Source organism: Ferrovibrio sp., assembly GCF_036381655.1.
GTDB lineage: Bacteria > Pseudomonadota > Alphaproteobacteria > Ferrovibrionales > Ferrovibrionaceae > Ferrovibrio.
This window is the reverse complement of sequence record NZ_DASVCJ010000006.1, coordinates 151,806-176,636: the sequence shown is the minus strand read 5'-3', so window position 1 is coordinate 176,636 and position 24,831 is coordinate 151,806. Positions and strand designations below refer to the sequence as shown.

The 24,831-nt window shown below is 65.5% G+C and carries 24 protein-coding genes and 1 tRNA gene; 16 read left to right on the top strand and 9 right to left on the bottom strand.

Translation table 11 applies throughout. The annotated features are described in order from the left end of the window. Window positions 1-161: 161 nt before the first annotated feature. Entirely contained in the window at window positions 162-725 is a 564-nt protein-coding gene (locus VF194_RS01210; RefSeq protein WP_330887206.1) for a sigma-70 family RNA polymerase sigma factor, read from the top strand. After that, window positions 715-1,509, top strand: a complete 795-nt coding sequence (locus VF194_RS01205) for an anti-sigma factor family protein (RefSeq protein ID WP_330887204.1) — start codon at window positions 715-717, stop codon at window positions 1,507-1,509. Before VF194_RS01210 ends, VF194_RS01205 begins: the two co-directional genes overlap by 11 nt. A gap of 13 nt (window positions 1,510-1,522) precedes the next feature. On the opposite strand, the gene VF194_RS01200 is transcribed toward VF194_RS01205, so the two are convergent. Continuing rightward, window positions 1,523-2,290 (bottom strand): enoyl-CoA hydratase/isomerase family protein, encoded by a 768-nt coding sequence (locus VF194_RS01200; protein ID WP_330887202.1) that lies wholly within the window; start codon window positions 2,288-2,290, stop codon window positions 1,523-1,525. After that, the gene (locus VF194_RS01195) at window positions 2,287-2,796 is read right to left on the bottom strand and encodes a helix-turn-helix domain-containing protein (RefSeq protein WP_330887200.1); all 510 of its coding nucleotides are present in this window, start codon (window positions 2,794-2,796) and stop codon (window positions 2,287-2,289) included. The genes VF194_RS01200 and VF194_RS01195 overlap by 4 nt, the downstream gene beginning before the upstream one ends. A 96-nt stretch (window positions 2,797-2,892) precedes the next feature. Here VF194_RS01195 and VF194_RS01190 point away from each other — a divergent pair, with 96 nt between their 5' ends. Beyond that, window positions 2,893-3,447: a dihydrofolate reductase family protein gene (locus VF194_RS01190; protein ID WP_330887198.1), complete on the top strand. Its 555-nt coding sequence runs from the start codon at window positions 2,893-2,895 to the stop codon at window positions 3,445-3,447. Between the two features lie 94 nt (window positions 3,448-3,541). After that, complete coding sequence (locus VF194_RS01185; protein WP_330887196.1) at window positions 3,542-4,153, top strand: LysE family translocator; 612 nt, start codon at window positions 3,542-3,544, stop codon at window positions 4,151-4,153. A 56-nt stretch (window positions 4,154-4,209) separates the two neighbouring features. Here VF194_RS01185 and VF194_RS01180 read toward each other — a convergent pair whose 3' ends face one another. Beyond that, a complete protein-coding gene (locus VF194_RS01180) occupies window positions 4,210-4,500 on the bottom strand; it encodes a DUF1330 domain-containing protein (protein WP_330887194.1) in 291 nt (96 codons plus the stop codon). A gap of 262 nt (window positions 4,501-4,762) precedes the next feature. Beyond that, complete coding sequence (locus VF194_RS01175) at window positions 4,763-5,170, bottom strand: polyketide cyclase (protein ID WP_330887192.1); 408 nt, start codon at window positions 5,168-5,170, stop codon at window positions 4,763-4,765. 406 nt (window positions 5,171-5,576) lie between these two features. On the opposite strand from VF194_RS01175, the gene mnmA reads away from it, so the two are divergent. The 7 genes from mnmA to VF194_RS01140 all read left to right on the top strand — a co-directional run bounded on the left by mnmA (window position 5,577) and on the right by VF194_RS01140 (window position 14,501). Continuing rightward, the gene (gene mnmA, locus VF194_RS01170; RefSeq protein ID WP_330887191.1) at window positions 5,577-6,764 is read left to right on the top strand and encodes a tRNA 2-thiouridine(34) synthase MnmA; all 1,188 of its coding nucleotides are present in this window, start codon (window positions 5,577-5,579) and stop codon (window positions 6,762-6,764) included. Window positions 6,765-6,909: 145 nt separating this feature from the next. Then, window positions 6,910-6,984, top strand: a tRNA-Met gene (locus VF194_RS01165). 104 nt (window positions 6,985-7,088) lie between these two features. Continuing rightward, a complete protein-coding gene (locus VF194_RS01160) occupies window positions 7,089-7,676 on the top strand; it encodes an ANTAR domain-containing response regulator (protein WP_330887189.1) in 588 nt (195 codons plus the stop codon). A gap of 266 nt (window positions 7,677-7,942) precedes the next feature. After that, window positions 7,943-10,390 carry a nitrite reductase large subunit NirB gene (gene nirB, locus VF194_RS01155; RefSeq protein ID WP_330887187.1) on the top strand — a complete coding sequence of 816 codons (2,448 nt, stop codon included), beginning with the start codon at window positions 7,943-7,945 and terminating at the stop codon, window positions 10,388-10,390. Between the two features lie 13 nt (window positions 10,391-10,403). Further along, window positions 10,404-10,745, top strand: coding sequence for a nitrite reductase small subunit NirD (gene nirD / locus VF194_RS01150; RefSeq protein ID WP_414656062.1), 342 nt, complete (start codon window positions 10,404-10,406; stop codon window positions 10,743-10,745). Next, window positions 10,742-13,420, top strand: a complete 2,679-nt coding sequence (locus tag VF194_RS01145) for a molybdopterin-dependent oxidoreductase (protein ID WP_330887183.1) — start codon at window positions 10,742-10,744, stop codon at window positions 13,418-13,420. Before nirD ends, VF194_RS01145 begins: the two co-directional genes overlap by 4 nt. Window positions 13,421-13,445: 25 nt before the next feature. Then, complete coding sequence (locus VF194_RS01140) at window positions 13,446-14,501, top strand: SAM-dependent methyltransferase (protein WP_330887181.1); 1,056 nt, start codon at window positions 13,446-13,448, stop codon at window positions 14,499-14,501. On the opposite strand, the gene VF194_RS01135 is transcribed toward VF194_RS01140, so the two are convergent. After that, window positions 14,498-14,836, bottom strand: a complete 339-nt coding sequence (locus VF194_RS01135) for a DUF1491 family protein (RefSeq protein WP_330887179.1) — start codon at window positions 14,834-14,836, stop codon at window positions 14,498-14,500. The genes VF194_RS01140 and VF194_RS01135 overlap by 4 nt on opposite strands. 107 nt (window positions 14,837-14,943) lie before the next feature. On the opposite strand from VF194_RS01135, the gene VF194_RS01130 reads away from it, so the two are divergent. Then, a complete protein-coding gene (locus VF194_RS01130; RefSeq protein WP_330887177.1) occupies window positions 14,944-15,618 on the top strand; it encodes a GntR family transcriptional regulator in 675 nt (224 codons plus the stop codon). On the opposite strand, the gene VF194_RS01125 is transcribed toward VF194_RS01130, so the two are convergent. Continuing rightward, on the bottom strand, window positions 15,608-16,552 hold the full coding sequence (locus VF194_RS01125; protein ID WP_330887175.1) for a DMT family transporter: 945 nt from the start codon (window positions 16,550-16,552) through the stop codon (window positions 15,608-15,610). The genes VF194_RS01130 and VF194_RS01125 overlap by 11 nt on opposite strands. A 132-nt stretch (window positions 16,553-16,684) precedes the next feature. Between VF194_RS01125 and msrA the strand changes: the two genes are divergently transcribed. From msrA to VF194_RS01105, 4 genes are all read left to right on the top strand, one after another. Beyond that, window positions 16,685-17,344 (top strand): peptide-methionine (S)-S-oxide reductase MsrA, encoded by a 660-nt coding sequence (msrA, locus tag VF194_RS01120; RefSeq protein WP_330887173.1) that lies wholly within the window; start codon window positions 16,685-16,687, stop codon window positions 17,342-17,344. Between the two features lie 42 nt (window positions 17,345-17,386). Then, the gene (locus VF194_RS01115) at window positions 17,387-17,848 is read left to right on the top strand and encodes an Lrp/AsnC family transcriptional regulator (protein ID WP_330887171.1); all 462 of its coding nucleotides are present in this window, start codon (window positions 17,387-17,389) and stop codon (window positions 17,846-17,848) included. Further along, complete coding sequence (locus VF194_RS01110; protein WP_330887169.1) at window positions 17,845-18,456, top strand: LysE family translocator; 612 nt, start codon at window positions 17,845-17,847, stop codon at window positions 18,454-18,456. The genes VF194_RS01115 and VF194_RS01110 overlap by 4 nt, the downstream gene beginning before the upstream one ends. An 83-nt stretch (window positions 18,457-18,539) precedes the next feature. Beyond that, window positions 18,540-20,129, top strand: coding sequence for an ABC transporter substrate-binding protein (locus VF194_RS01105; RefSeq protein ID WP_330887167.1), 1,590 nt, complete (start codon window positions 18,540-18,542; stop codon window positions 20,127-20,129). 56 nt (window positions 20,130-20,185) lie between these two features. Here the strand turns inward: VF194_RS01105 and VF194_RS01100 are convergent, their stop codons facing one another. The 3 genes from VF194_RS01100 to VF194_RS01090 form a co-directional block, all read right to left on the bottom strand. Next, on the bottom strand, window positions 20,186-20,956 hold the full coding sequence (locus tag VF194_RS01100; protein WP_330887165.1) for an NAD kinase: 771 nt from the start codon (window positions 20,954-20,956) through the stop codon (window positions 20,186-20,188). Between the two features lie 96 nt (window positions 20,957-21,052). After that, the gene (gene moaA, locus VF194_RS01095) at window positions 21,053-22,042 is read right to left on the bottom strand and encodes a GTP 3',8-cyclase MoaA (protein WP_330887163.1); all 990 of its coding nucleotides are present in this window, start codon (window positions 22,040-22,042) and stop codon (window positions 21,053-21,055) included. Between the two features lie 96 nt (window positions 22,043-22,138). Continuing rightward, window positions 22,139-24,826: a bifunctional acetate--CoA ligase family protein/GNAT family N-acetyltransferase gene (locus tag VF194_RS01090; RefSeq protein WP_330887161.1), complete on the bottom strand. Its 2,688-nt coding sequence runs from the start codon at window positions 24,824-24,826 to the stop codon at window positions 22,139-22,141. Window positions 24,827-24,831 lie beyond the last annotated feature (5 nt).

The window sequence follows — 24,831 nt, the reverse complement described above, 5'->3', positions numbered from 1 at the left end:
AACCATTCCTCGCTAAGGGCTTCGACGGCGTTCCGTCACAAAGCGCTACCGCGCGGCGGCTTTTGCTATTCCGTCGGGCCGGCGAAATATTTCCTGGAATAAAACCGAAGCTTCGGCGGTAGAGCGGGGATGGAGCCGGGAACCTGCAGGGGCGGTCCGCGATGAACGAGGCGGATCTGGCGAAGGCAAGCCGTTTCGAGGCGCTGGTGCTGCCGCATCTCGATGCGCTGTACAATTATGCCCGGCGGCTGACCCGCGATCCCCATGAGGCCCAGGATCTGGTGCAGGAGGCGATACTGCGCGCGGCACGTTACTTCGAGTCCTTTCGCGGCGACGAGGCGCGGCCCTGGCTGTTCCGCATCCTGCGCAACAGCTTCCGGTCCGGCCGGCGCAGGGACGATCCGCTGCTGGTCCCGCTCGACGACGAGCGGCATCATCCCGAGGCCGGCGGCGATCCGGAAGCGCAGCTGATCCAGGCCGATGCCAAACGCATGGTCGATGCGGCGCTGGCGGCCTTGCCGGTGGCCGCGCGCGAAATCCTGGTGCTGCGCGAGATCGAGGATTTCTCCTACCGGCAGATCGCCGAGATTCTCGATCTGCCGGTCGGTACGGTGATGTCGCGGCTGGCGCGGGCGCGTGATGCCCTGGCCGTCGAACTGCGCCGGCGCGAGCAGGGCGTGGTGCGGCTGCACCCGGCGATGACGGGGGGCAGACATGGATTGTGAACGCTGCGCAGGCCTGGTCGATCTCTATCTCGACGGCGAATTGCCGGCCGGCGAAGCGGCTGCGTTCGAGGCCGCGCTGGCCACCTGTCCGGATTGCACGGCCCGTCTGGACGAGCGCAGGTTGCTGCGCGCCGCGCTGCGCGGGGCGACCTATCACGCCGCGCCGCCCGAATTGCGCGCCGCGCTCCGGCAGGGCGCATGGGCGAATGCCGAAAGCGCGGCGGGCACGGCCGGCACCGCAGGCGCGGCAGGGTCCGCGCGGCCGCGGCAGCGGATGGCGCCGGCGCTGCGCTGGGCGGCGGCGGTGCTGATCTCGGTGGCGCTCGGCTGGGCGATCGGGCGCTACGGCCCGCAGCCTGCGGATGCGCGGCTGGAAGATCAGGTCGTCGCCGGCTTTTTGCGGCTGAGCGCGAGCGAGCATCCGGTCGACGTGGCGTCCTCCAACCGCCACACGGTGAAGCCGTGGTTCGCCGGGCGCATCGACTTCGCGCCGCCGGTTCTCGACCTGACGACCGAGGGCTTCCCGCTGGTCGGAGGGCGCGTCGATGTCGTCGACGGCCGCAAGGTCGCGGTGCTGGTCTATCGGCGCAGCCAGCATTTCGTCGCGCTGTATCTCTGGCCGGGCGAGGCGGCGGCAACGCCGGTACGCGCGACGCGGGATGGCTTCGCGATCCGGCGCTGGGGCCGGGACCGCTTCGTGCTCAGCGCCGTTTCGGATATCGCCGGGCAGGATCTCGACGGCTTCGTCGCCGCCTTCGACCGTCGGCTGGCCGCCGAGAACTAGGCCGCGATCCGGCTCACCAGCGCGGCTTGCGTTTCGCCAGGAAGGCGCCCAGGCCCTCCTGCGCTTCCCGGCCGGTGGCGATCCTGCAGAAATCGTCCACCGCCTTGCGGATGCTTAGGCGGTAGCCGGCATCGTTGGCATGGAGGAAGGCTTCGCGCGCCGCCCGCATCGCCTGCGGCGGCTTGGCGGCGAATGTCCGGGCCAGCGCATGGGCGCGGTCGTGCAGTTCGGCGTCAGGATAGACATGGCTGACCAGGCCGAGCGCGGCCGCTTCGGCGGCATCGAAGCTGCGGCCGGTGAACAGAAGCTCGAAGGCCCGGTGGCGTCCGACGATCCTGGGCAGATGCGCGAAATGGATCGCCGGCAGCACGGCGATGTCGATCTCGGGATAGCCGAAGCTCGCGCTTTCCGCGGCAAGCAGTACGTCGCAGGATATGGCGATCGTCATGCCGCCGCCGCGCGCGGCCCCGGTGATCGCCGCGACGGATGGCTTGCCCAGGGCATGCTGCGCATCCGACAGTTCGATATAGAGCGCGTTCAACAGGCGCCGGATTTCGGCTTCCGGCGCGCCGAGCAGGTTCGAGAGGTCGAGCCCGGCGCAGAAGCGGCGCGGCACCGCGCTGCTCAGCACCACCGCGCGCACGGCATCGTCCGCAGCGGCGCGCCTGAAGCCGGCGATGACCTGCTCGAGCATCGCGATGGTCAGCGCATTGACCGGCGGGCTGTCGAGCAGGATTTCGGCAATGCCGTCCCTGACGTGGTAATGCACCGCATTGCTCATTGCGAGGCCCTTCTGCCGTTGCGCGCCGCCACCCGCTCATAGGCTGCCTGCAATTCGGCGCGCACGGAAGGGCCGGGACCGGGCCTTCCCTTGCCGAGATGCTCCGCGCGCAGTTCCTTCATGAAGCGCTCCCACAGCGCCGGCCCGCCTTTTTCCAGCAATTCGGCGCGGATGCTCAGATTCTCGGTGACCGGCAGCCATTTGCGCCCCCAGGCGCCGAGCTGGGCAAAGACCGGCACCAGCTCGATGCTCATCTCGGTCAGGCTGTAGAGCGCCTTCTGCTTATGCGTCGGATCGTCGGTCTTGGTCAGCATGCCTAGCTCGACCAGATGTTTCAGCCGGTCGGCCAGGATGTTGGAGGCGATGCCTTCTTCCGAACGCAACAACTCACGGAAATGTCGTTTTCCGCCGAAGACCATGTCGCGCAGGATCAGAAGCGACCATTTGTCGCCGAAGACCTCGAGCGAGAGATTGATCGGGCAGCCGGAGCGCCGGGTTTCGAGCATGACGGGACCCTCTCCGAAAAACCGCTTGCATTATGCAATCGGTATGGCTAAAAGACAACTGCTTGCGAATTGCAAGCAGTCGGAAAGGATACCCCCATGCGCAAGCTCATCGTCTGGAATCTGGTCAGCCTCGACGGCTATTTCGAAGGCGGCAAAGGCTGGGATCTCGATTTCCACAACCTCGTCTGGGGCGAGGAACTGGAGCGGTACGCGATCCAGCAATGCCAGGAGGCCGGCCTGCTGCTGTTCGGCCGCGTCACCTATGAAGGCATGGCCGCCTATTGGCGCGGGGAGAAGGGCGTGATCGCCGATTTCATGAACGCCGTGCCCAAGGCCGTCGCCTCGCGTAGCCTCGAGGCCGTCGACTGGAACAACACGACGCTGCTCGACGGCGATGTCGGGGATGCCGTCGCGCGGCTGAAGCAGCAGGCCGGCAAGGATATCTTCATCTTCGGCAGCGCCGATCTGATGGCCTCGCTGGAGCAACGCCATCTGATCGACGAGTACCGGCTATGCCTCGTGCCGGTGATGCTGGGCGGCGGCAATTTGCTGTTCAGGCCGGGCGGCGGGCGCCGGCCGATGACGCTGCTGGACTCGCGGGTGCTGCAATCGGGCGGCATCATCCTGCGCTATGCGCCGGTCGCGGCATAAGCGGACCTTGCGTTCCGCGGCGGGGACGGGGCTTGCCGGCATGGCCGGGCGGCGGCATTCTGGCGGCCTCGAAAAAGCCCGGAGGCCGCTGACGATGAGCATCGAGTTCCTGATCACGTCCTTCATCGTCGTCATCGCCCCCGGCACCGGCGTGCTCTATACGCTCGGCGCCGGACTGTCGCGCGGATCGAAGGCCAGCATCGTCGCCGCTTTCGGCTGCACGCTTGGTATCCTGCCGCATATCGCCGCCGCCATCCTGGGCCTGGCGGCGCTGCTGCATACCAGCGCGGTGGCGTTCCAGACGTTCAAATATGCCGGCGTCGCCTATCTGCTCTACATGGCATGGAACACCTGGCGCGAGCGCGGTGCCCTGAAGGTCGAGCAGAAGCCCGACCGCCGCTCGCTGACCCAGGTCGGGGTCACCGCCATTCTCGTCAACATCCTCAATCCGAAGCTGTCGATCTTCTTTCTCGCCTTCCTGCCGCAATTCGTCAGCGCGCAGGAGACGCAGCCATTGCCGCGCATGCTGGAACTGAGCGGCATTTTCATGCTGATGACCTTCGCGGTTTTCGTCGGCTACGGACTCTTCGCGGCCGCGATCCGCGACCATGTGATCTCGCGGCCCGCCGTGCTTGCCTGGCTGCGGCGCAGCTTCGCCGCCGCCTTCGTCGCCCTTGGCGCCAGGCTGGCTTTCGCCGACCGCTGACCCCGGGCGGAGAGACCCCGGGCGGAGAGACCCCGGGCGGAGAGAGAGGGGGGAGCCTACTCGGCGCCCTCGATGATGATGATCTCGCCCTCGGTGCCGGCCAGACGGATGGCTTTGGCCGCCTGATATTCCGGGCTGTCGTAGCAGGCCCTGGCGGTGGCCAGGTCGGCGAACTCGATCACCACGTTGCGTTCGCGCGCCGTGCCTTCCACGGCATCGTAGGGGCCGCCCCGCACGATGAAGCGGGCGCCGTATTTCTCGAAAGCGGGGCGCGCCGCCTTGATGTAATCGGCATAGCGTTCCGGCTCGCGGATGCTGATGCGGGCGATCCAGTACCCTTTCGCCATGGGTTTCCTCCGGTTGTTGCGGCCGCGATGTTAGCAGCCCGCCCGCCGGCCTCGCCAGCCTTCGCCCGTGGCCGCGAAGGGAGCCTCGTTGACAAAAATCGTCACCCTCGGGCTCGGCCCGAGGATCCAGGCCTCAGCGCGGCGCTTTGCGCATGGCCTCGGTGATCTCCATCGTCTTGACGCTGACCGTAACCGCCCGCTGCAGAAGGTCGACGACCTTCTCCTTGCGATCGGCGAAGCGATAGGTATTGATTGACGGCGATCAGGCGTCATTTTCCAGCAGCGTTTTCAGCTTCGCCAGATCCTGCGCGATCCAGGCCGCATCGCGCTCGAAGGCGGTATCGTCCATGCCGGGCTGGCGGAACAGGGTGAAGATCACCTCGCTGCCATCATTGTTGCGGACGACGCGCAAAGGCACCCGCACGATGTCTCCGTTCGGCAGCGTCACGCTGTGATCGAGCACGCCGAAGGCATTGCGCGGCGCAAAGACGATGCCGACCCGGCCGGTTTCCTGATCCGCCGTCCATGAGCCGTCCGGCCGCCGCTGCATGGCGCCGAGGCCGCTGGCCCAGCGCGGCCAGTTCGCCGGCTCGGCCAGGAAGCCGTAGACGGCATCGAAGGGGCGGGCGATCGGGATGCCGATATGGCGGGCGGGCAGCGGCGCAGGCATTGCGATTCTCCGGGCTTGACTCTGCAAATGTGTTCATTATATGTTCATATATTCCATCAGGTAAAGGGAATTTTTATGCTTTATGCGATTAAAATGTTCCTCATTTGATGCAACTGGCGGCTGCCGGTGGTTATCCTGGCGCGGCAGGCCGTAAGCGGCCGTTCTGCGCCGGACGGCGAAATAAGACCGGATAAGAGCGAATTGGACCGGAAGCGACCTCAATCCGGCCGGAATCGACCGGACTCGACTCTCATGGGCTCGAATCCGACCTCAATCCGACCTCAATCGGGCGGGAATCGTATCGAAACCGGCTCACATCCGGCCGCGGCCGGCCCTATCTGAGCATCGCGCCCGGCCTGCCTTTGCCTGCTTGCCTGGTAGGGACAGGAGTCTATAGTCCGCCGCCATGATCCAGCCATCCCCCGATAGCGCCGCCCGCGGCGGACCGGCCCGCAACAGCCTGGGCTTCGCCAAGCCGGCCTCGGCCACCCGCGTGGTGGTGGCGATGTCGGGCGGGGTCGATTCCTCGGTCGTGGCCGGGCTGCTGGCGCGGGAAGGCTATGACGTCGTCGGGATCACGCTGCAGCTTTACGATCATGGCGCCGCGATCAGCCGCAAGGGCGCCTGCTGCGCCGGGCAGGATATCCACGATGCGCGGCAGGTGGCGGCCCGGCTCGGCATTCCGCATTACGTGCTGGATTACGAAAGCCGCTTCCGCCAGGCGGTGATCGACGAATTCGCCGAATCCTACATACGCGGCGAGACGCCGATCCCCTGCATCCGCTGCAACCAGCGCGTCAAGTTCAAGGATCTGCTGGCCACCGCGCGGGATCTCGGCGCCGATTGCCTCGCCACCGGCCATTACGTGCGGCGGGTGATCGGCGAAGGCGGCGCGGCGGAATTGCATCGCGGCCGCGATCCGCGCCGCGATCAGAGCTATTTCCTCTACGCCACGACGCGCGAGCAGCTCGATTTCCTGCGCTTTCCGCTCGGCGATCTGGAAAAGCCGGCGGTGCGCAGGCTGGCGGAGGAATTCGGCCTCATCGTCGCCGACAAGCCGGACAGCCAGGATATCTGCTTCGTGCCGAACGGCGATTATGCCGGCGTGGTCGCCAAGCTCAGGCCCGAGGCCAAGGAGCCGGGCGAGATCGTCGACGAGGCCGGCCGCGTGCTCGGCCGCCATGACGGCATCATCCATTTCACCGTCGGCCAGCGCAAAGGCCTCGGCATCGCCGCCGCCGAACCGCTATACGTCCTGCGCCTCGATGCGGCGAAGCGGCGCGTCGTGGTCGGCCCGAAGGCGGCGCTGGCGCGCAACCTGGTCCACCTGCGGGAGCTGAACTGGCTCGATGCCGCGCCGATCCCGGCGGCAGGGCGGGAGGTGACGGTCAAGCTGCGCTCGGCGCAGCCGGCCATCGCCGCCGTGATCTATCCGGATGCCGATGACGCCGCCGGCGCCCGGCTCGAGCTGCTGCAGGCCGAATACGGCGTCGCGCCCGGCCAGGCCGGCGTGGTCTACGATGGCGAACGCCTGCTCGGCGGCGGCTGGATCGCCCGCAGCGGGGCAGCCGGCAAGGGTAGCTTAGCGGCCTGAATCAAAGGCTTGCGGCAGGCTTGACATCGGGGGCGGCGGCCCGTATCCATGCCGCCCTCCGGGCCGTTTTGCGATGGTCCGGAACCCAGTTCTGGGCCCGGCTTGGGGCCCGGTTCGGGACCCAGCTTCTGGGGCCCGGTTTTGGGGCGGGGTAGCTCAGTGGTAGAGCAAGGGACTCATAAGCCCTGGGTCGGCGGTTCAATCCCGCCCCCCGCTACCAACACTACAGTCATCGGATCCAGGCTGGCCTGGACGTGATCCAGTAACGGCACGGCTCTTGCTTTGCATATCGCATGGTATCCCTGTGCGATCTGGTGAGCATGCGTGGCCGGTGTCCGGGTTCTGTTGATTGACGAATCGCCTGAGCGCGCCGCCGCGCTCGCCGATGCCCTGCAGGCGCAGGGCTACGGCCTGGCAGCGCAGCTTGCGCCGCGCGCGTTCAGCATCCGCAGGGTGCAGGAGATCGCGCCCGAGATCGTCATCCTCGCCATCGAAGCGCCCTCGCGCGAGATCATCGCCTGCCTGCGCCAGCTCGATGCCGAACTGCCGCGGCCGGTCGTCATGTTCGTCGACCGCTCGGACGCGGCGATGACCCGGCAGGCCCTGCAGGCCGGGGTTGCCGCCTATGTCATCGACGGGCGCGCCGCGCGCCGCATCAAGCCGATCCTCGACGTTGCCGTCGCGCGTTTCCGCGAGGCCCAGGCGCTGCGCGAGGAATTGCGGAAGGCCAGGGCGGCCTTGGCCGAGCGCAAGCTGATCGACCGCGCCAAGGGGCTGCTGATGCGCGAGCGCCAGCTTTCGGAAGCGGATGCCTATGCGGCCTTGCGCAAGCTGGCGATGGATCGCCAGCAGCGGCTCGCCGAGACCGCCGAGTCCCTGCTGGCCTTCGCCGATCTGCTGAACCGGCGCTAGCGCCATTCGTTATGCCGGCTGCCTAGGCGGGCGGCAGTGCCGCCTCTTTTGTGTGCAGTGCGGTGGACCGAGCCGCCCGGCTCATCATCGATCCGGAGAAAATCCGCGCGGCGAAGCTTGGCATGCTTTCTGCTTCACGCAGGCAAGCGACGGCGCAATGGCGCGCCGGTCTGCGAATGGGACAGGGGCGTCCGGCGATGCGGCCTTATGCAAGGCCGGCATTGCGGGCGCTTTTTTGCTTTCGACGCCGAGTTGGTGGGGTAGTCATGGCTGAGCGACTGGTCATTATCGGCAACGGCATGGCGCCGGGGCGCATGCTCGAACATCTCTTCGAGAAGGCGCCGGGCCGCTATGACGTGACCATCTTCAACGCCGAGCCGCGGGTCAATTACGACCGCATCATGCTGTCGCCGGTGCTGTCCGGCGAGAAGAGCTTCGAGCAGATCGTCATCCATGGCGACGGCTGGTACATCAAGAACGGCGTGACGCTTCACAAGGGAACGCGGGTTATCGGCATCGACCGGGCGGCGAAGACGATCGCCACTGATAACGGCCTCGTCCAGGAATACGACAAGCTGGTAATCGCCACCGGCTCGCTCCCGATCATCATTCCGGTGCCGGGGCATACGCTTGCCGGCGTGCTGACCTACCGCGATCTCGATGATGTCAACGCCATGATCCTGGCTGCCCGGGCGCGCGGCCGCGCCGTGGTGATCGGCGGCGGCCTGCTTGGCCTGGAGGCGGCGGCCGGCCTGGCCGAGCAGGGCATGGAGATGACCGTCCTGCATCTGATGCCCACGCTGATGGAGCGTCAGCTCGATGCGGCCGCCGGCCATCTGCTGAAGCAGGCCATCGAGACGCGCGGCATCCGCGTGCTGACCAGCGCCAACACGAAGGCGATTCTCGGCAGCGGCAGGGTCGAGGCGGTCGAACTGGACGACGGCACCCGCATCCCGGCCGACCTGGTGGTCATGGCGGCGGGCATCCGGCCCAATGCGGCATTGGGCAAGAATGCCGGGCTGGCGGTCAATCGCGGCATCGTCGTCAACGATCAGATGGTCACCTCGGATCCGGACATCTACGCATTGGGGGAATGCGTCGAGCATCGCGGCGTGTCCTACGGCCTGGTGGCGCCGCTTTATGAGATGGCCGGGGTCCTGGCCAGGTCGCTGCTCGGCGAGGCGGCCGCGTATAACGGCTCGGTGACCGCCACCAAGCTGAAGGTGACCGGCATCGACCTGTTTTCCGCCGGCGATTTCAGCGAGCGGAAAGGGCGGGAGGAGATCGTGCTGCGCGATGCCGCCGCCGGGATCTACAAGCGTCTGGTGCTGCAGGACAACCGCATCATCGGGGTGGTTCTCTATGGCGAGACGGCGGACGGCTCCTGGTTCTTCGATCTGCTCAGGAAGCAAACCGACATCTCCGAGATGCGCGACACGCTGATCTTCGGGCAGGGCTATGCCGGAGGCGCCCAATTGGACCCTATGGCAGCCGTTGCAGCCTTGCCAGATGATGCGGAGATCTGCGGCTGCAACGGCGTATGCAAAGGCAAGATCGTCGCGGCCATCCAGGGCAAGGGCCTGACCAGCCTCGAGCAGGTCCGCGCCCAGACCAAGGCGTCTGCGTCCTGCGGGACCTGCACCGGCCTGGTCGAGCAATTGCTCGCGATCACGCTGGGAGGCAGCTACAAGCCCGCCGAGCTGACGGCGATCTGCGGCTGCACGGATCTGGGCCACGACGAAGTGCGGCGCCTGATCGTCGCCCGGCGGCTCAAGTCGATCCCGGCGGTGATGCAGGAGCTGGAATGGAAGACCTCCTGCGGATGCCACAAATGCCGCCCGGCGCTGAACTTCTATCTGCTGGCCAGCTGGCCCGGCGAATATGCCGACGACAACCAGTCGCGCTTCATCAACGAACGCGCCCATGCCAACATCCAGAAGGACGGCACCTATTCCGTCGTGCCGCGCATGTGGGGCGGGCTGACCAGCCCGCAAGAGTTGCGGGCCATCGCCGATGTGGCGGAGAAATACAAAATTCCGACCGTGAAGGTGACCGGCGGGCAGCGCATCGACCTGCTGGGAGTGAAGAAGGAGGACCTGCCCGGCGTCTGGGCCGATCTGAATGCGGCCGGGATGGTTTCCGGCCATGCCTATGGCAAGGCCTTGCGCACGGTCAAAACCTGCGTCGGCTCGGAATGGTGCCGCTTCGGCACCCAGGATTCCACCGGGCTCGGCATCAAGCTGGAGAAGTTCGCCTGGGGAAGCTGGACGCCGCATAAGGTGAAGCTGGGCGTCTCCGGCTGCCCGCGCAACTGCGCCGAGGCGACGGTGAAGGATTTCGGTGTGATCTGCGTCGAGTCCGGCTACGAGCTGCATATCGCCGGCGCCGCCGGCCTGCATGTGAAGGGGACGGAGCTGCTTTGCAAGGTCGAGACCGAGGACGAGGTACTCGAATATTGCGGCGCGCTGCTGCAGCTCTATCGCGAGCAGGCACATTACCTCGACCGCCTCTTCAAGTGGGTCAACCGCGTCGGCTTCGAGACGGTGAAGAAGCAGATCGTCGAGGACGGCGCGCGCCGGCGCGCGTTGTTCGAGCGCTTCGTTCACGCGCAAAAATTCGTGCAGATCGACCCCTGGGCCGAACGGATCAAGGGAAAGTTCGCGCATGAATTCAGACCGCTGGCCGATCTGCGGCTGGCGCATGCAGCGGAATAGGAGCGCGATGGCCATGAACGCAACGGATTGGATCGAAATCGGCCATCTGGGCGACATCCCGCCCCGCGGCGCCCGGGTGGTGAAGACGCCTCGCGGCGATGTCGCCGTGTTCCGCACGGGCGACGACAAGGTCTTTGCATTGGACGATCATTGCCCGCATCGCGGCGGTCCGCTGTCGCAGGGCATCGTGCAGGGCGACAGCGTGACCTGTCCGTTGCACAACTGGGTAATCAGCCTTGCATCCGGCGAAGCGCAGGGAGCGGACGAAGGCTGTACCGGAACCATCGGCGTCAAGGTGACGGAAGACGGCCGCGTACTGCTGTCCTGGCCCGCATTGGCCATGCGCGCGGCGTGAAAACGGTGTCCGGGCCGGCCGGCGTAACAAAGACCACCTGTCCCTACTGCGGGGTGGGTTGCGGCCTGCTGGCCAAGGCCGACCATGCCGGCAATGTCACGATCGAAGGCGACCCGGATCATCCTGCCAATCACGGCAGGCTTTGCTCCAAAGGCCTGGCTTTGGCGGAGACGATCGGTCTGGAGGACCGGCTGCTGCATCCGATCGTGCACGGCAGGCGCGCGGACTGGGATGCGGCGCTCGATCTCGTCGCCGACACGTTCAAAGCCACGATCGCCCGGCATGGGCCGGAGGCGGTGGCCTTCTATGTCTCCGGCCAGTTCCTGACCGAGGATTATTACGTTGCCAACAAGCTGATGAAGGGTTTCATCGGCGCAGCGAATATCGACACCAATTCGCGGCTCTGCATGGCTTCCTCGGTGGCCGGTCACAAGCGGGCCTTCGGTTCGGATACCGTGCCGGGCTGCTATCGCGATCTGGAACTTGCCGATCTGGTGGTACTGGTCGGCTCCAACCTGGCCTGGTGCCATCCGGTGCTGTTCCAGCGGCTTTCGGCTGCGAAAGCGCTGCGGCCGGACATGCGCATCGTTGTAATCGATCCGCGCCGCACCATGACGGCGCAATTCGCCGATCTGCACCTGCCGCTCAAGCCGGGCTCGGATGTGGCCCTGTTCAACGGCCTGCTGGCCCATCTCGATACGGCCGGGGCGAAGAATGCGGCTTTCGTCGGCAGCCACACGCGCGGGTTGGCGGAGGCACTGCAGGCGGCCGGACAATCGCTGGAGACTGTTGCCGACGCGACCGGTCTTCCGGAGGCTCAATTGCGGGCCTTTTACCAGCTCTTCGCCGGCACCGAGCGCGTGGTCACGGCGTATTCGCAGGGCGTGAACCAGTCGAGCTGCGGCACTGACAAGGTCAACAGCATCATCAATTGCCATCTGGTCACGGGGCGGATCGGCCGGCCCGGCATGGGCCCGTTCTCGCTCACCGGCCAGCCGAATGCGATGGGCGGCCGCGAAGTCGGCGGGCTGGCCAATCAGCTTGCCTGCCATATGGAACTCGACGATCCGGAGCATCGCCGGATCGTGCGGTCATTCTGGCGCGCGCCGTCGATGGCGGACCGGTCCGGTTTGAAGGCCGTGGATCTGTTCAAGGCCGTGCATGATGGCCGCGTGAAAGCGATCTGGATCGCCGGCACCAATCCGGCCGACAGCATGCCCGATGCCGATCTGGTCAAGGCCGCTCTTGCCGCCTGTCCATTCGTCGTCGTGTCCGAAGTCGCCCGCCAGACCGATACGGCGATGCATGCCCATGTGTTGCTGCCGGCCGCGGCCTGGGGCGAGAAGGACGGAACGGCGACCAATTCCGAGCGCCGCATCTCGCGCCAGCGACCGTTTCTGCCATTGCCCGGCGAAGCCAGGCCCGATTGGTGGATCTTCGCCCAGATTGGCCGCCGCATGGGATGGCCCAGCGCTTTCGCCTATGAAACTGCCGCCGATATCTTCGCGGAATATGCCGCGCTGTCCGGTGTCGAGAATGCCGGGCGGCGCGACTTCGACATTGCGGCCCTGGAAGGCCTCGCGCGGGGCGACTACGACGCTCTCCAGCCGTTCCAATGGCCGCTGCGGTCCGGGGAGGCCGAAGCTTCAGGCGACAATCGGCTGTTTGCCGATGGGCGGTTTTTCACGCCGGATCGCCGCGCGGCCTTCGTGCCGACGCCATTCCGCCAGCCGGCATCATCGGTTGATGAGGCCTTTCCCTTGGTCTTGAACACCGGCCGCATCCGCGATCAATGGCACACGATGACCCGCACGGCGAAGTCGCCGCGGCTGATGGGCCATATCGCCGAGCCTTTTGCCGCAATCCACCCCGACGATGCCGCAGCGCATGGCATCGCGGCCGCCGCGCTGGTCGAGGTGTCGAGCGCGCGCGGGCACGTCATCGTCCGCGCTTCGCTGACCGACGACCAGCAGAAGGGAACAGTATTCGTTCCGCTGCATTGGACCGATCAGTTTGCAGCCCAGGGGCGCGTCGACACCCTGGTGGCGCCGCATGCCGATCCGGCTTCCGGTCAACCGGAACTGAAATTCACCCCGGTCAAAATCCGCCCCTATGCTGCAAGCTGGTACGGCTTCGCGGCACTTCTCAACCGGCCGGAGCGGATCGACGCCGGTTACTGGGCGCTGGCCAGGGCGAGAGGCGGCTGGCGGATCGAATTGGCGGGGACCGAGGCGCCTTCGGGTTGGAGCGACTGGGCCAGACGATTGTTCGGGACGGATGTCGGCCTGCTCGCCTATCACGACACTGCAGCCGGCTCGCGTCGTTTCGCCGCTTTTGCCGGTCGTCGCCTGATCGGAGCGTTGTTCGTCGCACCCGATCCGGTTGCGGTTTCACGCCCATGGCTTGCCGAGCAGCTTGAAGCGGATTTTTCCGCCCCTGCGGATCGCCTGCGACTGCTGGCCGGCCGGGCCGGTGCGGGCAAGGCCGAGCGCGGCGCCATCGTCTGCGCCTGTTTCGATGTCGGCGTCAACCAGATCGTGCAGGCCGCGTCCGCGGGCGGTTGCCGCACCGTCGAGGCGATCGGCGCGGCCACGCAGGCAGGCACCAATTGCGGCTCCTGCCGTGGCGAGATTCAGAGATTGATCGATGCAACAGGTATCCAGAAAGCCGGCTGAAGTGCCGCCGCCGCGGATCGGCAGGTTGGCCAAACTCCCGCTATTCGTGGATTTGCACGATCGCCGGGCCATCGTTGCCGGCGGCTCGGCCGCCGCCGCCTGGAAAGCGGAGCTGCTGTCGGCGGCCGGTGCCAGGGTTGTTATCTATGCCGATCACGTCGGGGCCGAGATGCAGGCGCTGCTGGCAGGTGAACCCAGGGGCGGCTCGCTGCATCTGATCGACCGCCATTGGCAAGCGGGCGATCTGTGCGATGCGGCGATCGCGGTGCTGGATACGGATGATCCGGATGAGGCGCGGCGGTTCCGGGCGGCAGCCCATGACGAAGGCGCGATCTGCTCGGTGATCGACAAGCCGGCATTCTGCGACGTGCAGTTCGGTGCAATCGTCAATCGCTCTCCCGTCGTGGTCGGCATCTCCACAGACGGCGCTGCGCCGGTCCTGGCGCAGGCGATCCGCCGCCGCATCGAGACCGTCTTGCCGCCCGGCCTGGCCGAGTGGGCGCGGCTTGCGCGATCTCTGCGCCGGCGTCTGGGAACTTTGCTGCCGAGTCCGGCAGGCAGGCGTGCCTTCTGGGAGCGGTTCGCCGATCTCGCCTTCACATGCCGGCCGCCGCTGGCACCGGAATCGCTGCTGCCGATAGCGTTACGATCACGACATGAGACAGGCGGCAGCGTCATCCTGGTCGGCGCCGGTCCGGGCGAGGCGGATCTGTTGACCCTGAAGGCAGTGCGGGCGCTGCAATCGGCGGACGTCATTCTATTCGATGACCTGGTGTCAAACGATGTCCTGGAACTGGCGCGTCGCGAAGCGAAGCGCCTTCTGGTCGGCAGGCGCGTCGGCCGGTCAGGCTGCCGGCGGGACGGTATCGACGGTCTGATGGTCCAGCTGGCAAGGCAGGGCAAACGCGTGGTGCGGCTCATCGCGGGCGATCCGGTGATCTCCGGCCGCGCCGGCGCGGAGATTGCAATTCTGCAATCTGCCGGTATCCCGGTCTCTGTTATTCCTGGCATTGCCACGGCTGCGGCTTTCGGCGCGCCATCGGCGCATCGGCAAGCTCATGATGACGCGCAAAGCGCTTAAAGCATCGCACCTTCGACCAGGATTCGCCCCCTGGGATCTTCGACTTCGATGACAAACAGGTCCGGATCACGACGGATCGCCTTTTCGATCAGCCCCTCGGCGGCGCTATCCTCCAGCCGATCCTGACCGCCGACACGCATCCAGGCGGCGCGGCCTTCGGCATCCCGCGCCTGGGTCAGCAGGATTGCCTCGTCCCGGCTGAGTGCAATCTTCAACAGAATAGCCCCCGCGTCCGGATCGCCTTGCCGGCGGATATAGACCGGGATCGTCTCCTGATCGTACCGGCGCAGGATGGCCTGAACCAAAAGCTTGGCTCGAAGACGGGGCTCGCTCATGCGGCCATGCTGACGATACCGGGGCCGCTTGGGAAGGCCTTGAGCGGACCGGTGGCGAGATGAAGCGCCTGTTGGTACATTAAGTCCCGGATTTGTCGGGAGGCCGCATGAACGAGGTCCGGCCAGAACTGGGGACGCAGAACACGGGCAAGCGCACCCGTGCCGAGACGCTGCGCCAGCGACTCGCCGACGAGATTCTGTCCGGCCAGTTGCCGCCGGGCGCCCGCCTGGAGGAGCAGGATCTCGCCGACCGCTTCGGCGTCTCCCGCACCCCGGTCCGTGAAGCGCTGAAGGCGCTGGTCGAAACCGGCCTGCTGGAAATCCGGCCCCACCGCGGTGCCGTCGTGGCCATCCCCAGCCGACAGCATATGCATGACCTGTTCGAGGTCATGCGGGAACTCGAGGCGATCTGCGCCCGCTATGCCGCGCAACGCATGACGGCAGCGGAGCGCAAGAAGTTGGAGGATCTGCACGAGCAGTCGCGCCAGCTCGTGCGCGCCGGCGAGATCGACGCCTATTCCACCATCAATCTGGCGTTCCATAACTGCATCTACGAGGGGACGCATAATTCGGCCCTGGTGGAGAATACGACGGCGGTCCGTCACCGCCTGGCGCCGTTTCGCCGCGCCCAGTTCCGCCTGGTCGGACGGCTGGCGCAATCCTTTGCCGAGCATGAAGCGGTGGTGCGGGCCATCCTGCGCGGCGATGCGGCCCTGGCCGAACAGGAAATGGCGCGGCATATCGGTGCCGTCGACGTAATCACCGAGGAATTCACGCGCTAGGCTGTTTCCTGACGGCCTCTTCACGGCTGCGCAGCCGCTCGCGATGCAGAACGTACAGGCCGCTGGCGACGACAATGACGATGCCGATCTGCGCCAGCCTGTTGGGAACATCCCCCCAAACTATGAAGCCGAACGTCAAGGCCCAGATCAGTCCGGTGTAGCGGAACGGGTTGACGGTGGCGAGGTCGCCATGCCGGAAGGCATCGACGATCAGCAGATAGCCGCAGATCAGGAATATCCCGGATGCGAACAGCAGGGCGCATTCCTTCCAGCCGATCGCGACCCAGCCCTCTACCAGCGACAATGCCAGGGCGCCGATCAATACGAAGATGGCATTGGTCAGCGTGACCATCAGCGAAGGAACGGCGGCGCTGATGCTGCGCGTCGTCAGGTCGCGCGCGACGATGAAGACAACGGCGGCGATGGCGGACAAGGAATGGAAGTTGAAACCTTCGGCCCGGGGCTGAACGATCAGGAGCACGCCGATGAAACCGACGACGACGGCGGACCAGCGGCGCCAGCCGACGGGAGCGCGCAGGAAGGCCGCTGCCGCCGCGGTCATGGCCAGCGGTGTGGCCATGTTGATGGCGGTGACATTGCCGATCTGCATGTGGAAGAGCGCCAGCAGATAAAGCAGCGTCGCGATTACGTCGATCGCGCTGCGCGTAATCACGGCACGGTTGGTGGCATGCCGGATCTGGCCGGCATGGCCGGTCAGGCAGATCAACGCCAGGATCAGGATGGTCGCGGTGATGTTGCGGATGACGATCAACTGGCCGGTCGGCATCGTCGCGCTGGCCAGTTTGGTGAAGGTATCGTTGGTGACGAAGGCGGCCATGCCCAGAATCATCGATGTCACGCCGCGCGGCGTGGCATTACCGAAAAGTCTGGCATAGAAGGCCCCAGGGAAGGCGGCGAGGCGGGCGGGACTCATGGTCTGCTTTTTTTCTATTGCTGCCGCACACTACCCGGCTTCCGGGCGCCGGGAAACGGTCGATCACGCAGAGCTGTCTTGACCCCAGCGCAGACCGGCACAACCTATAACGGACAGCGATAGGAGATTGCCATGTGGTTCACAGTGCCGCGCGAGAAGTTGCAAATGCCGTCCCCTGAGCAGGCTTTGCCGGGACGGCAGACGCCGATGCCGGTGCCAGCCCGGCATTTCGTCAATGGCAATCCCCTCAGGCCGCCATTCCCGGCAGGTATGGAGCTGGCGCTTTTCGGCCTTGGCTGTTTCTGGGGTGCGGAGCGTAAATTCTGGCAGGCCCCCGGTGTCTTCAGTACGGCGGCCGGCTACGCCGTGGGGTATACGCCGAACCCGACCTATGAAGAGGTATGCAGCGGCATGACGGGCCATAATGAAACGGTCCGCGTCGTCTTCGATCCGGCCAGGATCAGCTACGCCGACCTTCTCAAGATTTTCTGGGAGAGCCACGATCCGACGCAGGGGATGCGGCAGGGCAACGATGTCGGCACCCAATACCGCTCGGGCATCTATGTCTATACGCCCGAACAGCGCCGGCAGGCGGAAGCGTCGCTGGACGCCTACCAGAAAGCCCTGACCGCGGCAGGCCGGGGGAGGATCACCACGGAAATCCTCGATGCCCCCGAATTTTATTACGCAGAGGATTATCACCAGCAGTATCTGGCCAAAAATCCCAATGGCTATTGCGGGTTGGGCGGAACGGGGGTGTCCTGCCCGATCGGAACCGGGGTGGCGGCGTAAAATCGACTGTCAAATATCGCTTATTCCGGATAAAATCCCGGAATGGACGAGTTTGACAGGAAAATCATTGCTCATATTCAGGAATTCGGCCGCAGCTCCTATGCCGAGATCGGCAATGCGGCGGGCCTTTCGGTCTCGGCGGTCAACGAACGGCTGAAAAAGCTGGAGCGGCAGGGGGTGATCGCCGGCTGGGCCGCGCGGATCGATCCGAATGCCGTCGGCTGCAGGATTCTGGCCTTCGTCCATGTCATGGTCGAACGGCCGGAGCACGAGCCCGCCTTCCTGGAACTGGTGCGGCAGGAAGCGGCCATCCAGGAATGCCACCACGTTACCGGCGACTGGTCCTATCTGCTGAAAGTCCGCGTTGCCGACATGGCAGCCCTGGAGCGCCTGCTGGCGCAGCGCATAAAGGCATTGCCCGGTATCCCGCGTACCCAAACCGTCATCGCCCTGTCCTCGGCCAAGGAGGCGGCGGCGCTGCCCCTGCCGGCGGCTTCCGAATGATCGGCACGCCCGAGCTTTTCCTGCGCGGCGTACTCCTGGGCCTGGCGGTGGCCGCCCCGGTCGGGCCGATCGGCGTGCTCTGCATTCAGCGCAGCCTGTCCAGCGGCTTCTGGGCCGGTTTCAGCGGCGGCATCGGGACCGCCGCTGCGGATGCGGTTTACGCGGGGCTTGCCGCGGCCGGCTTCGCCGCCTTCGGCAGTGCATTGGAATCCGCCGACGGCTGGTTGCGCTGGGGCGGCGCAGCCGTGGTCGCCTGGCTCGGCCTGCGGACCATATTGCGCCCTCACGCCAAACGGGCCGCAGCGATAGCGCCGGCCAAACATTCATTGCGCCTATTGATCGGGACTTTTGCCCTTACGATCAGCAATCCGACGACGATTCTTTCCTTCGCGGCGCTGTTTGCCACCATGGGGCTGGCGGAAGTGGTTTCACCGACAGCGCGAATTGCGGCCGTGGCGGGGGTATTTATCGGCTCGTTGCTATGGTGGGCTTTTCTGAGCGGTTTCCTCTCCATTGTGCGGCACAGCATCAATGATGCCGGGATCGTCTGGATCAACCGCATTGCCGGCGGCGTCCTGATTGTCTTCGCCGGCCTGCTCGCGCTGTAGTAAATTCTTGTCAGCGCTGACATTAATCGGCAATCTTTGCGTTCAGCTCGGCGCAACGGCGCCGCAGAGGGGAGAGAACAGTAATGATGATGCGATGGAAGACGCTAGCCATGGCGGCCATTCTGGCCGGGGGCATGGCGGTAGCGGCGGTAATGCCCGCCAAAGCCGACGAACTCAAGATCGGCCTGTCGGCCGAGCCGAGCTCGCTCGATCCGCACTACCACAATCTGGGGCCCAACAATCAGATCGCCTATACGATCTTCGATGCGCTGGTTCTGCAGGACGAGAATCAGAAGCTGACCCCCGGCCTGGCCGTAAGCTGGAAGCCGCTGAACGACACTACCTGGGAGTTCAAGCTGCGCCAGGGCGTCAAGTTTCATGACGGCTCGCCGTTCACCGCGAAAGATGTGGTGTTTTCCATCAATCGCCCCGCCAAGGTGCCGAACAGCCCATCGTCGATGACGATCTTCACGCGCTCGATCGTCGAGACGAAGGTGATCGACGACTATACCGTCCACTTCATTACCCGGGCGCCGACGCCGCTGCTTCCCACCGACCTGAGCCGCGTGGCAATCATGTCGGCGAAAGCGGCCAAGCCCGACGTGCCGGAGGGGATCACCACCGAAGATCTCAACAACGGCAAGGGCCTGATCGGCACCGGCCCCTACAAATATGTCGAGTGGGTGCGCGGCAACCGCCTCGTTTTGGAAGCCAACAAGGATTACTGGGGTGGCAAGCCGAAATGGGACAAGGTGATCTATCGCCCGATGTCGAATGACGCGGCGCGCGTTGCGGCGCTGCTGGCAGGTGATGTCGACATGATCGAGAACCCGCCGCCGGCCGATCTCAAGAAGCTGCGCAGCAATCCCAACGTGAAGATCAGCCAGGCGGTGTCGAATCGCCTGATCTACATCCATCTCGACAGCTACAGCACGCCGACCACGATCGGCATTCCGGATGCGAACGGCAAAAATCCGCTGAAGGATGTGCGCGTGCGTAAGGCCCTGTCGCTGGCGATCAACCGCGAGGCGATCGACAGCCGCATCATGGAAGGGCTGGGCCAGCCGACCGGCGATTTCCTGCCGTATCCGATGTTCGGCACGCGCAAGGATGCCAAGCCGGACCCGTATGATCCGGAAAAGGCCAAGAAGCTTCTGGCTGAAGCCGGCTATCCCAAAGGATTCTCGATCACCCTCGGCACGCCGAACGACCGCTATATCAACGATGCCGAAGTGGCGCAGGCGGTCGCGTCGCAGTGGACCCGGATCGGCGTGAAGACCAAGGTCGAGGCCGTAACCAAGACCGTGTTCTTCAAGAACCGCGACGATCACAAATATTCGGCCTATCTGGCCGGTTGGGGTGCCGGCACCGGCGAGATGTCGGATCCGCTGCGCGCTCTCGTCGCCACGCCGAACAAGGAAAAGGGGTACGGCACCACCAATAAGGCCCGTTACTCCAATCCGAAGCTGGATGCCGTTCTGGAAGAGGCGCTCCGGACCGTCGACAGCGACAAGCGCGAGAAGCTGCTGCAGGAAGCCTCGAAGATCGCGATGGATGACCAGGCTCTGATCCCGATCCATATCGAGGTCACGCCGTGGGCCACCCGCAAGGGCCTGACGTACAAGGCGCGCGCCGACCAGTACACCTTGGCCAACGGTGTTTCGCGCGACTGATCGCAACCTCGCTTCAAGGGAGAACGCCGCGGATCGCTCCGCGGCGTTCTTCTTTTTCACGAGATGAACTGTTCGTTGAGGATGCGCTCTTCCAAGTCGTGACCGGCATCGAACAGGAGGCGGAGGCTGATCTCGGGCGCTTCCTTGACGATGACCTCGACGACATCGCGCACTTCGTTGAAATCGGCCGTCGCCGAAACCGGGCGCTTGAAGTAGTCGAGCACCTCGAACCTGACCGTGGCGGTCCGCGACAGGAGGGCGCCGCGCCAACGGCGGGGGCGGAAGGCGCTGATCGGCGTCAGGGCCAGAACCCCCGCGGTGAGCGGCAGGATCGGGCCGTGGGCTGAAAGGTTGTAGGCGGTGCTGCCGGCCGGGGTGGCAATCAGGACCCCGTCGCCCGCCAATTCGTCCACCCGGACGCGGCCGTCGATGGAAATGCGGAGCTTGGCGATCTGCCGCGTCTGGCGCAGCAGCGAAACCTCGTTGATCGCCAGGGCCTCCTGCTCGACGCCGCCTTCCTTGACCGCCCGCATGCGCAAGGGGTGCAGCACTGCGGCATTCGCACTGGCAAGACGCGCCGGCAGTTCATCCTCGTCATACTCGTTCATCAGAAAGCCGACCGTGCCCTGATTCATGCCATAGATCGGCTTGTTCAGGGTCATGTAGCGGTGCAGGCTCTGCAGCATGAAGCCGTCGCCGCCCAGGGCGACTATGACCTCCGCTTCTTCGGGGGCGACATTGCCGTAGCGGGCTATCAGACGGTTGCAGGCGCTTTCAGCCGCTTCGCCCTGGGCCGCCACAAAGGCGATCTTGTTCAGTCCGCTCATGCTGGTCCGCGTGTTGGATGGATGTCGCTGCACCGGGTCGGCAGTATAACGGCGTCGGGCCGGCCACAGCCAGCCCCGCCGCACCGCAGAGCGGGCTCAGCCGCCGGTGACGCTCATATGGCGCGATACCGAAGTGGAATGGCGCCGGTCGATGACGAAGTCATGGCCTTTCGGCTTGCGTGCGATGGCCTCCAGGATGGCGGCCTCCAGCGGGGCGTCGCTTTCCGACTGACGCAGCGGCGTGCGCAGATCGGCGGCATCGTTCTGGCCCAGGCACATGTAAAGCGTGCCGGTGCAGGTCAGCCGCACCCGATTGCAGCTTTCACAGAAATTATGGGTCAGCGGCGTGATGAAACCGAGCCGGCGGCCGGTCTCGCGGACGACATAATACCGTGCCGGGCCACCGGTCCGGTAGTCGGTTTCGTCCAGGGTCCAGCGCCGCTGGACCTGGGCGCGGACCATCGACAGGGGAAGATACTGATCCAGCCGGGCATCGGCGCCGATTTCGCCCATCGGCATGACTTCGATGAAGACCAGGTCGAAACCTTCCTGCCCGCACCAGGCGATCAGCTCGTCAAATTCGTCGTCATTGACGCCGCGGAGCGCAACGGCGTTGATCTTGACCTGCAAGCCGGCGGCTTTCGCCGCCTGCAGCCCCGCCACCACCTTTTCGAGTTTGCCCCAACGGGTGATCTCAGCGAATTTTTCCGGCTGCAGCGTGTCCAGCGACACATTGATCCGGCGCACCCCGGCAGCGACCAGTTGCTCGGCGTATTTCTCGAGCTGGCTGCCGTTGGTCGTCAGGGTCAGTTCGTCCAGCGCGCCGGTTTTCAGGTGGCGGCCGAGACTGTCGATCAAGGTCATGATGCCGCGGCGGACCAACGGCTCGCCGCCGGTCAGCCGCAACTTGCGCACGCCCAGCCGGACGAAAGTCGAGCAGAGCCGGTCCAGTTCCTCCAGGCTGAGCACCTCGGCCTTGGGCAGGAACGTCATGTCCTCGGCCATGCAGTAGACGCAGCGGAAGTCGCAACGATCGGTCACCGATACGCGCAGATAGGAAATTGTCCGGTTGAACGGGTCAAGCATTGGCAGAAATACGGGCAAAATTGCCCTTCCTTCGGCCCTTAAGATAGAGAGGGGGATAGCCGGGGGCAACCCCGACACGGCAGCACCGGCCGGAGATCATTCCTGCAGCGGTAGGCGGACCTCGATCACGTCGCTGCCGGTCGCGGCGCCGGGGATCACCTTGAACCCCAGTTCCGTCGCCAGGGTGCGCATGGCCTGGTTTTCGCGCAGGATATCGCCGACGATTTCCCTGGTGCCGCGCTGGCGGCAATAATCGATGATCTTGCGCATCAGCACATCGCCCAGACCGTGCCCTTTGAAATCGGTCCGCACCAGGACCGCGAACTCGGCGCGCTGATTGTCCGGATCGGTGATGGCGCGGACGACGCCCAGGGTTTCGGGATGCCCATCCGGACCGGTTCGGGTGGCGATGAGGGCCATTTCCCGCTCATAGTCGATCTGCGTGAAGCGAGCCATTTCCGTATGCGGCAGACTGCGCATCGGCGAGAAGAAGCGCAAGCGGAAATCCTCGGCCGAGACCCGGCGGACGAATTCCTGATGCGTCGGCTCGTCCTCCGGCCGGATCGGGCGCAGCAGCACGGTTTCGCCGCTTCTCAGGGTGACGGTTTCCTCCAGGGTCTTGGGATAGGGGCGGATGGCGAGGCGGTCGTGTCCGACCTGCGCGCTCGGTCTGAGAATGATGCGGGCATCGAGCGCGACAAGCCCCTGATCATCGGCGTAAAGCGGGTTGATGTCGAGTTCGCAGATCTCGGCATGGTCGGCGATCAACTGCGCCACCCGGACCAGCACCGTCGCCAGCGCCTTGCGGTCGACCGGCGGAAAGTCGCGATAACCGGACAGCAACCTGCTGACTTTGGTGCGGTCGATCAGGTCGTTGGCGAGATGGAGGTTGAGCGGCGGCAGCGCGACCGCCCGATCGCCGATCACCTCGACCCCGACCCCGCCCTGACCGAACATGATGGCCGGACCGAAGATCGGATCGGTCAGCGCGCCGACGATCAGTTCATGCGCCCTCGGGCGGCGGATCATCGGCTGCACCGTGAAGCCGTCGATCCGGGCTTCCGGCCGGCGCCGCTTCACCCGTTGCAGCATCGCCTCGGCTGCCGTCTGCAGTTCGGCTTCGCTGCGCAGATTGAGCGCGACGCCGCCGATATCCGATTTATGGGTGATATCGGGCGATAAAATCTTCAGGGCGACGGGAAAGCCGAAGAGGCTTGCGGCAGTGACCGCGGTTTCCGGGCTGGACGCAGCCTCGGTCGGAACCGCCGGGATGCCGTAGGCCGCCAGAATGCGTTTCGCCTCGATCTCGTTCAGCATAGAGCGGTTTTCCCGCATTGCCGTTTCAATGATTTCGCGTACGGTTGCCTGATCCGGCTGCAGGTCGCTCGGCAATTCGTCCGGCGTCTCCATGAGGTTCTTCATGTTGCGCCGGTACTCGACCATATGGGTGAAGGCGCGCATCGCAGCGTCCGGCGTTTCCAGCGACACCAGGCCCGCATCGGCAAAGGCCTGGCGGGCCTGCATGACCGCTTCGCCGCCGGACCAGCAGGTAAGGATGTTCTTGGCGGTGCCGCGAACCGCTTCGATCACCGCCCGCGCCGGCTCGATCGACGGGACGATTGCGGTCGGCGCATGCATCACGAGGATGGCATCCACGCCTGGATCTTTCAGAACCGCCTGCAGCGCAGCAGCATAACGTTCGCTCGGGGCATTGCCTATGATGTCCACCGGGTTGCCATGCGACCAGGTGGGCGACAGCAGCCGATCGAGTTCGGCCATCGTCTCGGGCGCCAGGTCTGCCAGGACGCCGCCATACTCGACCAGTTTGTCGACCGCCATCACGCCAGGCCCACCGCCGTTGGTGATGATGGCCAGCCGTTCACCGGGCAGTTTGCGGCTGCGTGCGAGGGTTTCGACGGCATCGAACAACTCCTCGACGCCGTCGACGCGCAGGATGCCGGCACGGCGGAGTGCCGCTGAATAGATGTCGTCGCCGCCGGCCAGCGCGCCGGTATGGGACGCGGCCGCCTTGGCGGCGCGGGCATTGCGCCCCGATTTCACCGCGACGATGGGTTTGGTGCGGGCTGCCGCGCGCGCGGCCGACATGAACTTGCGCGCATGCGTGACGGATTCGATGTACAGCAGGATCGCCCGCGTCTGCGGGTCGGCGGCGAGGTAGTCCAGCGTATCGCCGAAATCGACATCGGCTGAATCGCCCAAGGACACGAAATGACTGAAGCCGATGCGGCGCTGGTTTGCCCAGTCGAGCACGATGGTGCACAGCGCGCCGGATTGGCTGATGAAGGCAAGCTGTCCCGGCAGGGCGTTGGCATGGGCGAAGCTTGCATTGAGTTGCAGGCCGGGCACCAGCAGGCCAACGCAATTGGGCCCGAGGATGCGCAACAGATGTGGCTTCGCGGCATCCAGCGATGCCTGCTGCAATGTGCGGCCATCTGGCAGTCTTTCCCGGGCAAGGCCGGCCGTCAGGACGACGGCAGCCCGGCAGCCGGCTTCACCCAGCGCGGCGATCAGGTCCGGCACGGTCGGCGGAGGAGTGCAGATGACGGCAAGGTCCGGAGCCCGCGGCAGCGCGCGGACCGAGGGATAGCAGGTCACGCCTTCCAGCTTCCGGTATTTGGGGTTGACCGGCCATATGTCGCCGCGGAAGCCGCCTTGCATCACATTGCGCAGCACCACGGTGCCGACGCGCGCCGGGCGCTCCGAGGCGCCGATGACGGCGACCGAGCGCGGCGCGAAAAGTTTGTCCAGGTTCCGAACTGTCATGGTGC

Coding starts and splice junctions, on each gene's coding strand:
- VF194_RS01210 (WP_330887206.1), top strand. CDS start 162: ATGAACGAGGCGGATCTGGCGAAGGCAAGCCGTTTCGAGGCGCTGGTG.
- VF194_RS01205 (WP_330887204.1), top strand. CDS start 715: ATGGATTGTGAACGCTGCGCAGGCCTGGTCGATCTCTATCTCGACGGC.
- VF194_RS01200 (WP_330887202.1), bottom strand. CDS start 2,290: ATGAGCAATGCGGTGCATTACCACGTCAGGGACGGCATTGCCGAAATC.
- VF194_RS01195 (WP_330887200.1), bottom strand. CDS start 2,796: ATGCTCGAAACCCGGCGCTCCGGCTGCCCGATCAATCTCTCGCTCGAG.
- VF194_RS01190 (WP_330887198.1), top strand. CDS start 2,893: ATGCGCAAGCTCATCGTCTGGAATCTGGTCAGCCTCGACGGCTATTTC.
- VF194_RS01185 (WP_330887196.1), top strand. CDS start 3,542: ATGAGCATCGAGTTCCTGATCACGTCCTTCATCGTCGTCATCGCCCCC.
- VF194_RS01180 (WP_330887194.1), bottom strand. CDS start 4,500: ATGGCGAAAGGGTACTGGATCGCCCGCATCAGCATCCGCGAGCCGGAA.
- VF194_RS01175 (WP_330887192.1), bottom strand. CDS start 5,170: ATGCCTGCGCCGCTGCCCGCCCGCCATATCGGCATCCCGATCGCCCGC.
- mnmA (WP_330887191.1), top strand. CDS start 5,577: ATGATCCAGCCATCCCCCGATAGCGCCGCCCGCGGCGGACCGGCCCGC.
- nirB (WP_330887187.1), top strand. CDS start 7,943: ATGGCTGAGCGACTGGTCATTATCGGCAACGGCATGGCGCCGGGGCGC.
- nirD (WP_414656062.1), top strand. CDS start 10,404: ATGAACGCAACGGATTGGATCGAAATCGGCCATCTGGGCGACATCCCG.
- VF194_RS01135 (WP_330887179.1), bottom strand. CDS start 14,836: ATGAGCGAGCCCCGTCTTCGAGCCAAGCTTTTGGTTCAGGCCATCCTG.
- VF194_RS01130 (WP_330887177.1), top strand. CDS start 14,944: ATGAACGAGGTCCGGCCAGAACTGGGGACGCAGAACACGGGCAAGCGC.
- VF194_RS01125 (WP_330887175.1), bottom strand. CDS start 16,552: ATGAGTCCCGCCCGCCTCGCCGCCTTCCCTGGGGCCTTCTATGCCAGA.
- msrA (WP_330887173.1), top strand. CDS start 16,685: ATGTGGTTCACAGTGCCGCGCGAGAAGTTGCAAATGCCGTCCCCTGAG.
- VF194_RS01115 (WP_330887171.1), top strand. CDS start 17,387: ATGGACGAGTTTGACAGGAAAATCATTGCTCATATTCAGGAATTCGGC.
- VF194_RS01110 (WP_330887169.1), top strand. CDS start 17,845: ATGATCGGCACGCCCGAGCTTTTCCTGCGCGGCGTACTCCTGGGCCTG.
- VF194_RS01105 (WP_330887167.1), top strand. CDS start 18,540: ATGATGATGCGATGGAAGACGCTAGCCATGGCGGCCATTCTGGCCGGG.
- VF194_RS01100 (WP_330887165.1), bottom strand. CDS start 20,956: ATGAGCGGACTGAACAAGATCGCCTTTGTGGCGGCCCAGGGCGAAGCG.
- moaA (WP_330887163.1), bottom strand. CDS start 22,042: ATGCTTGACCCGTTCAACCGGACAATTTCCTATCTGCGCGTATCGGTG.
- VF194_RS01090 (WP_330887161.1), bottom strand. CDS start 24,826: ATGACAGTTCGGAACCTGGACAAACTTTTCGCGCCGCGCTCGGTCGCC.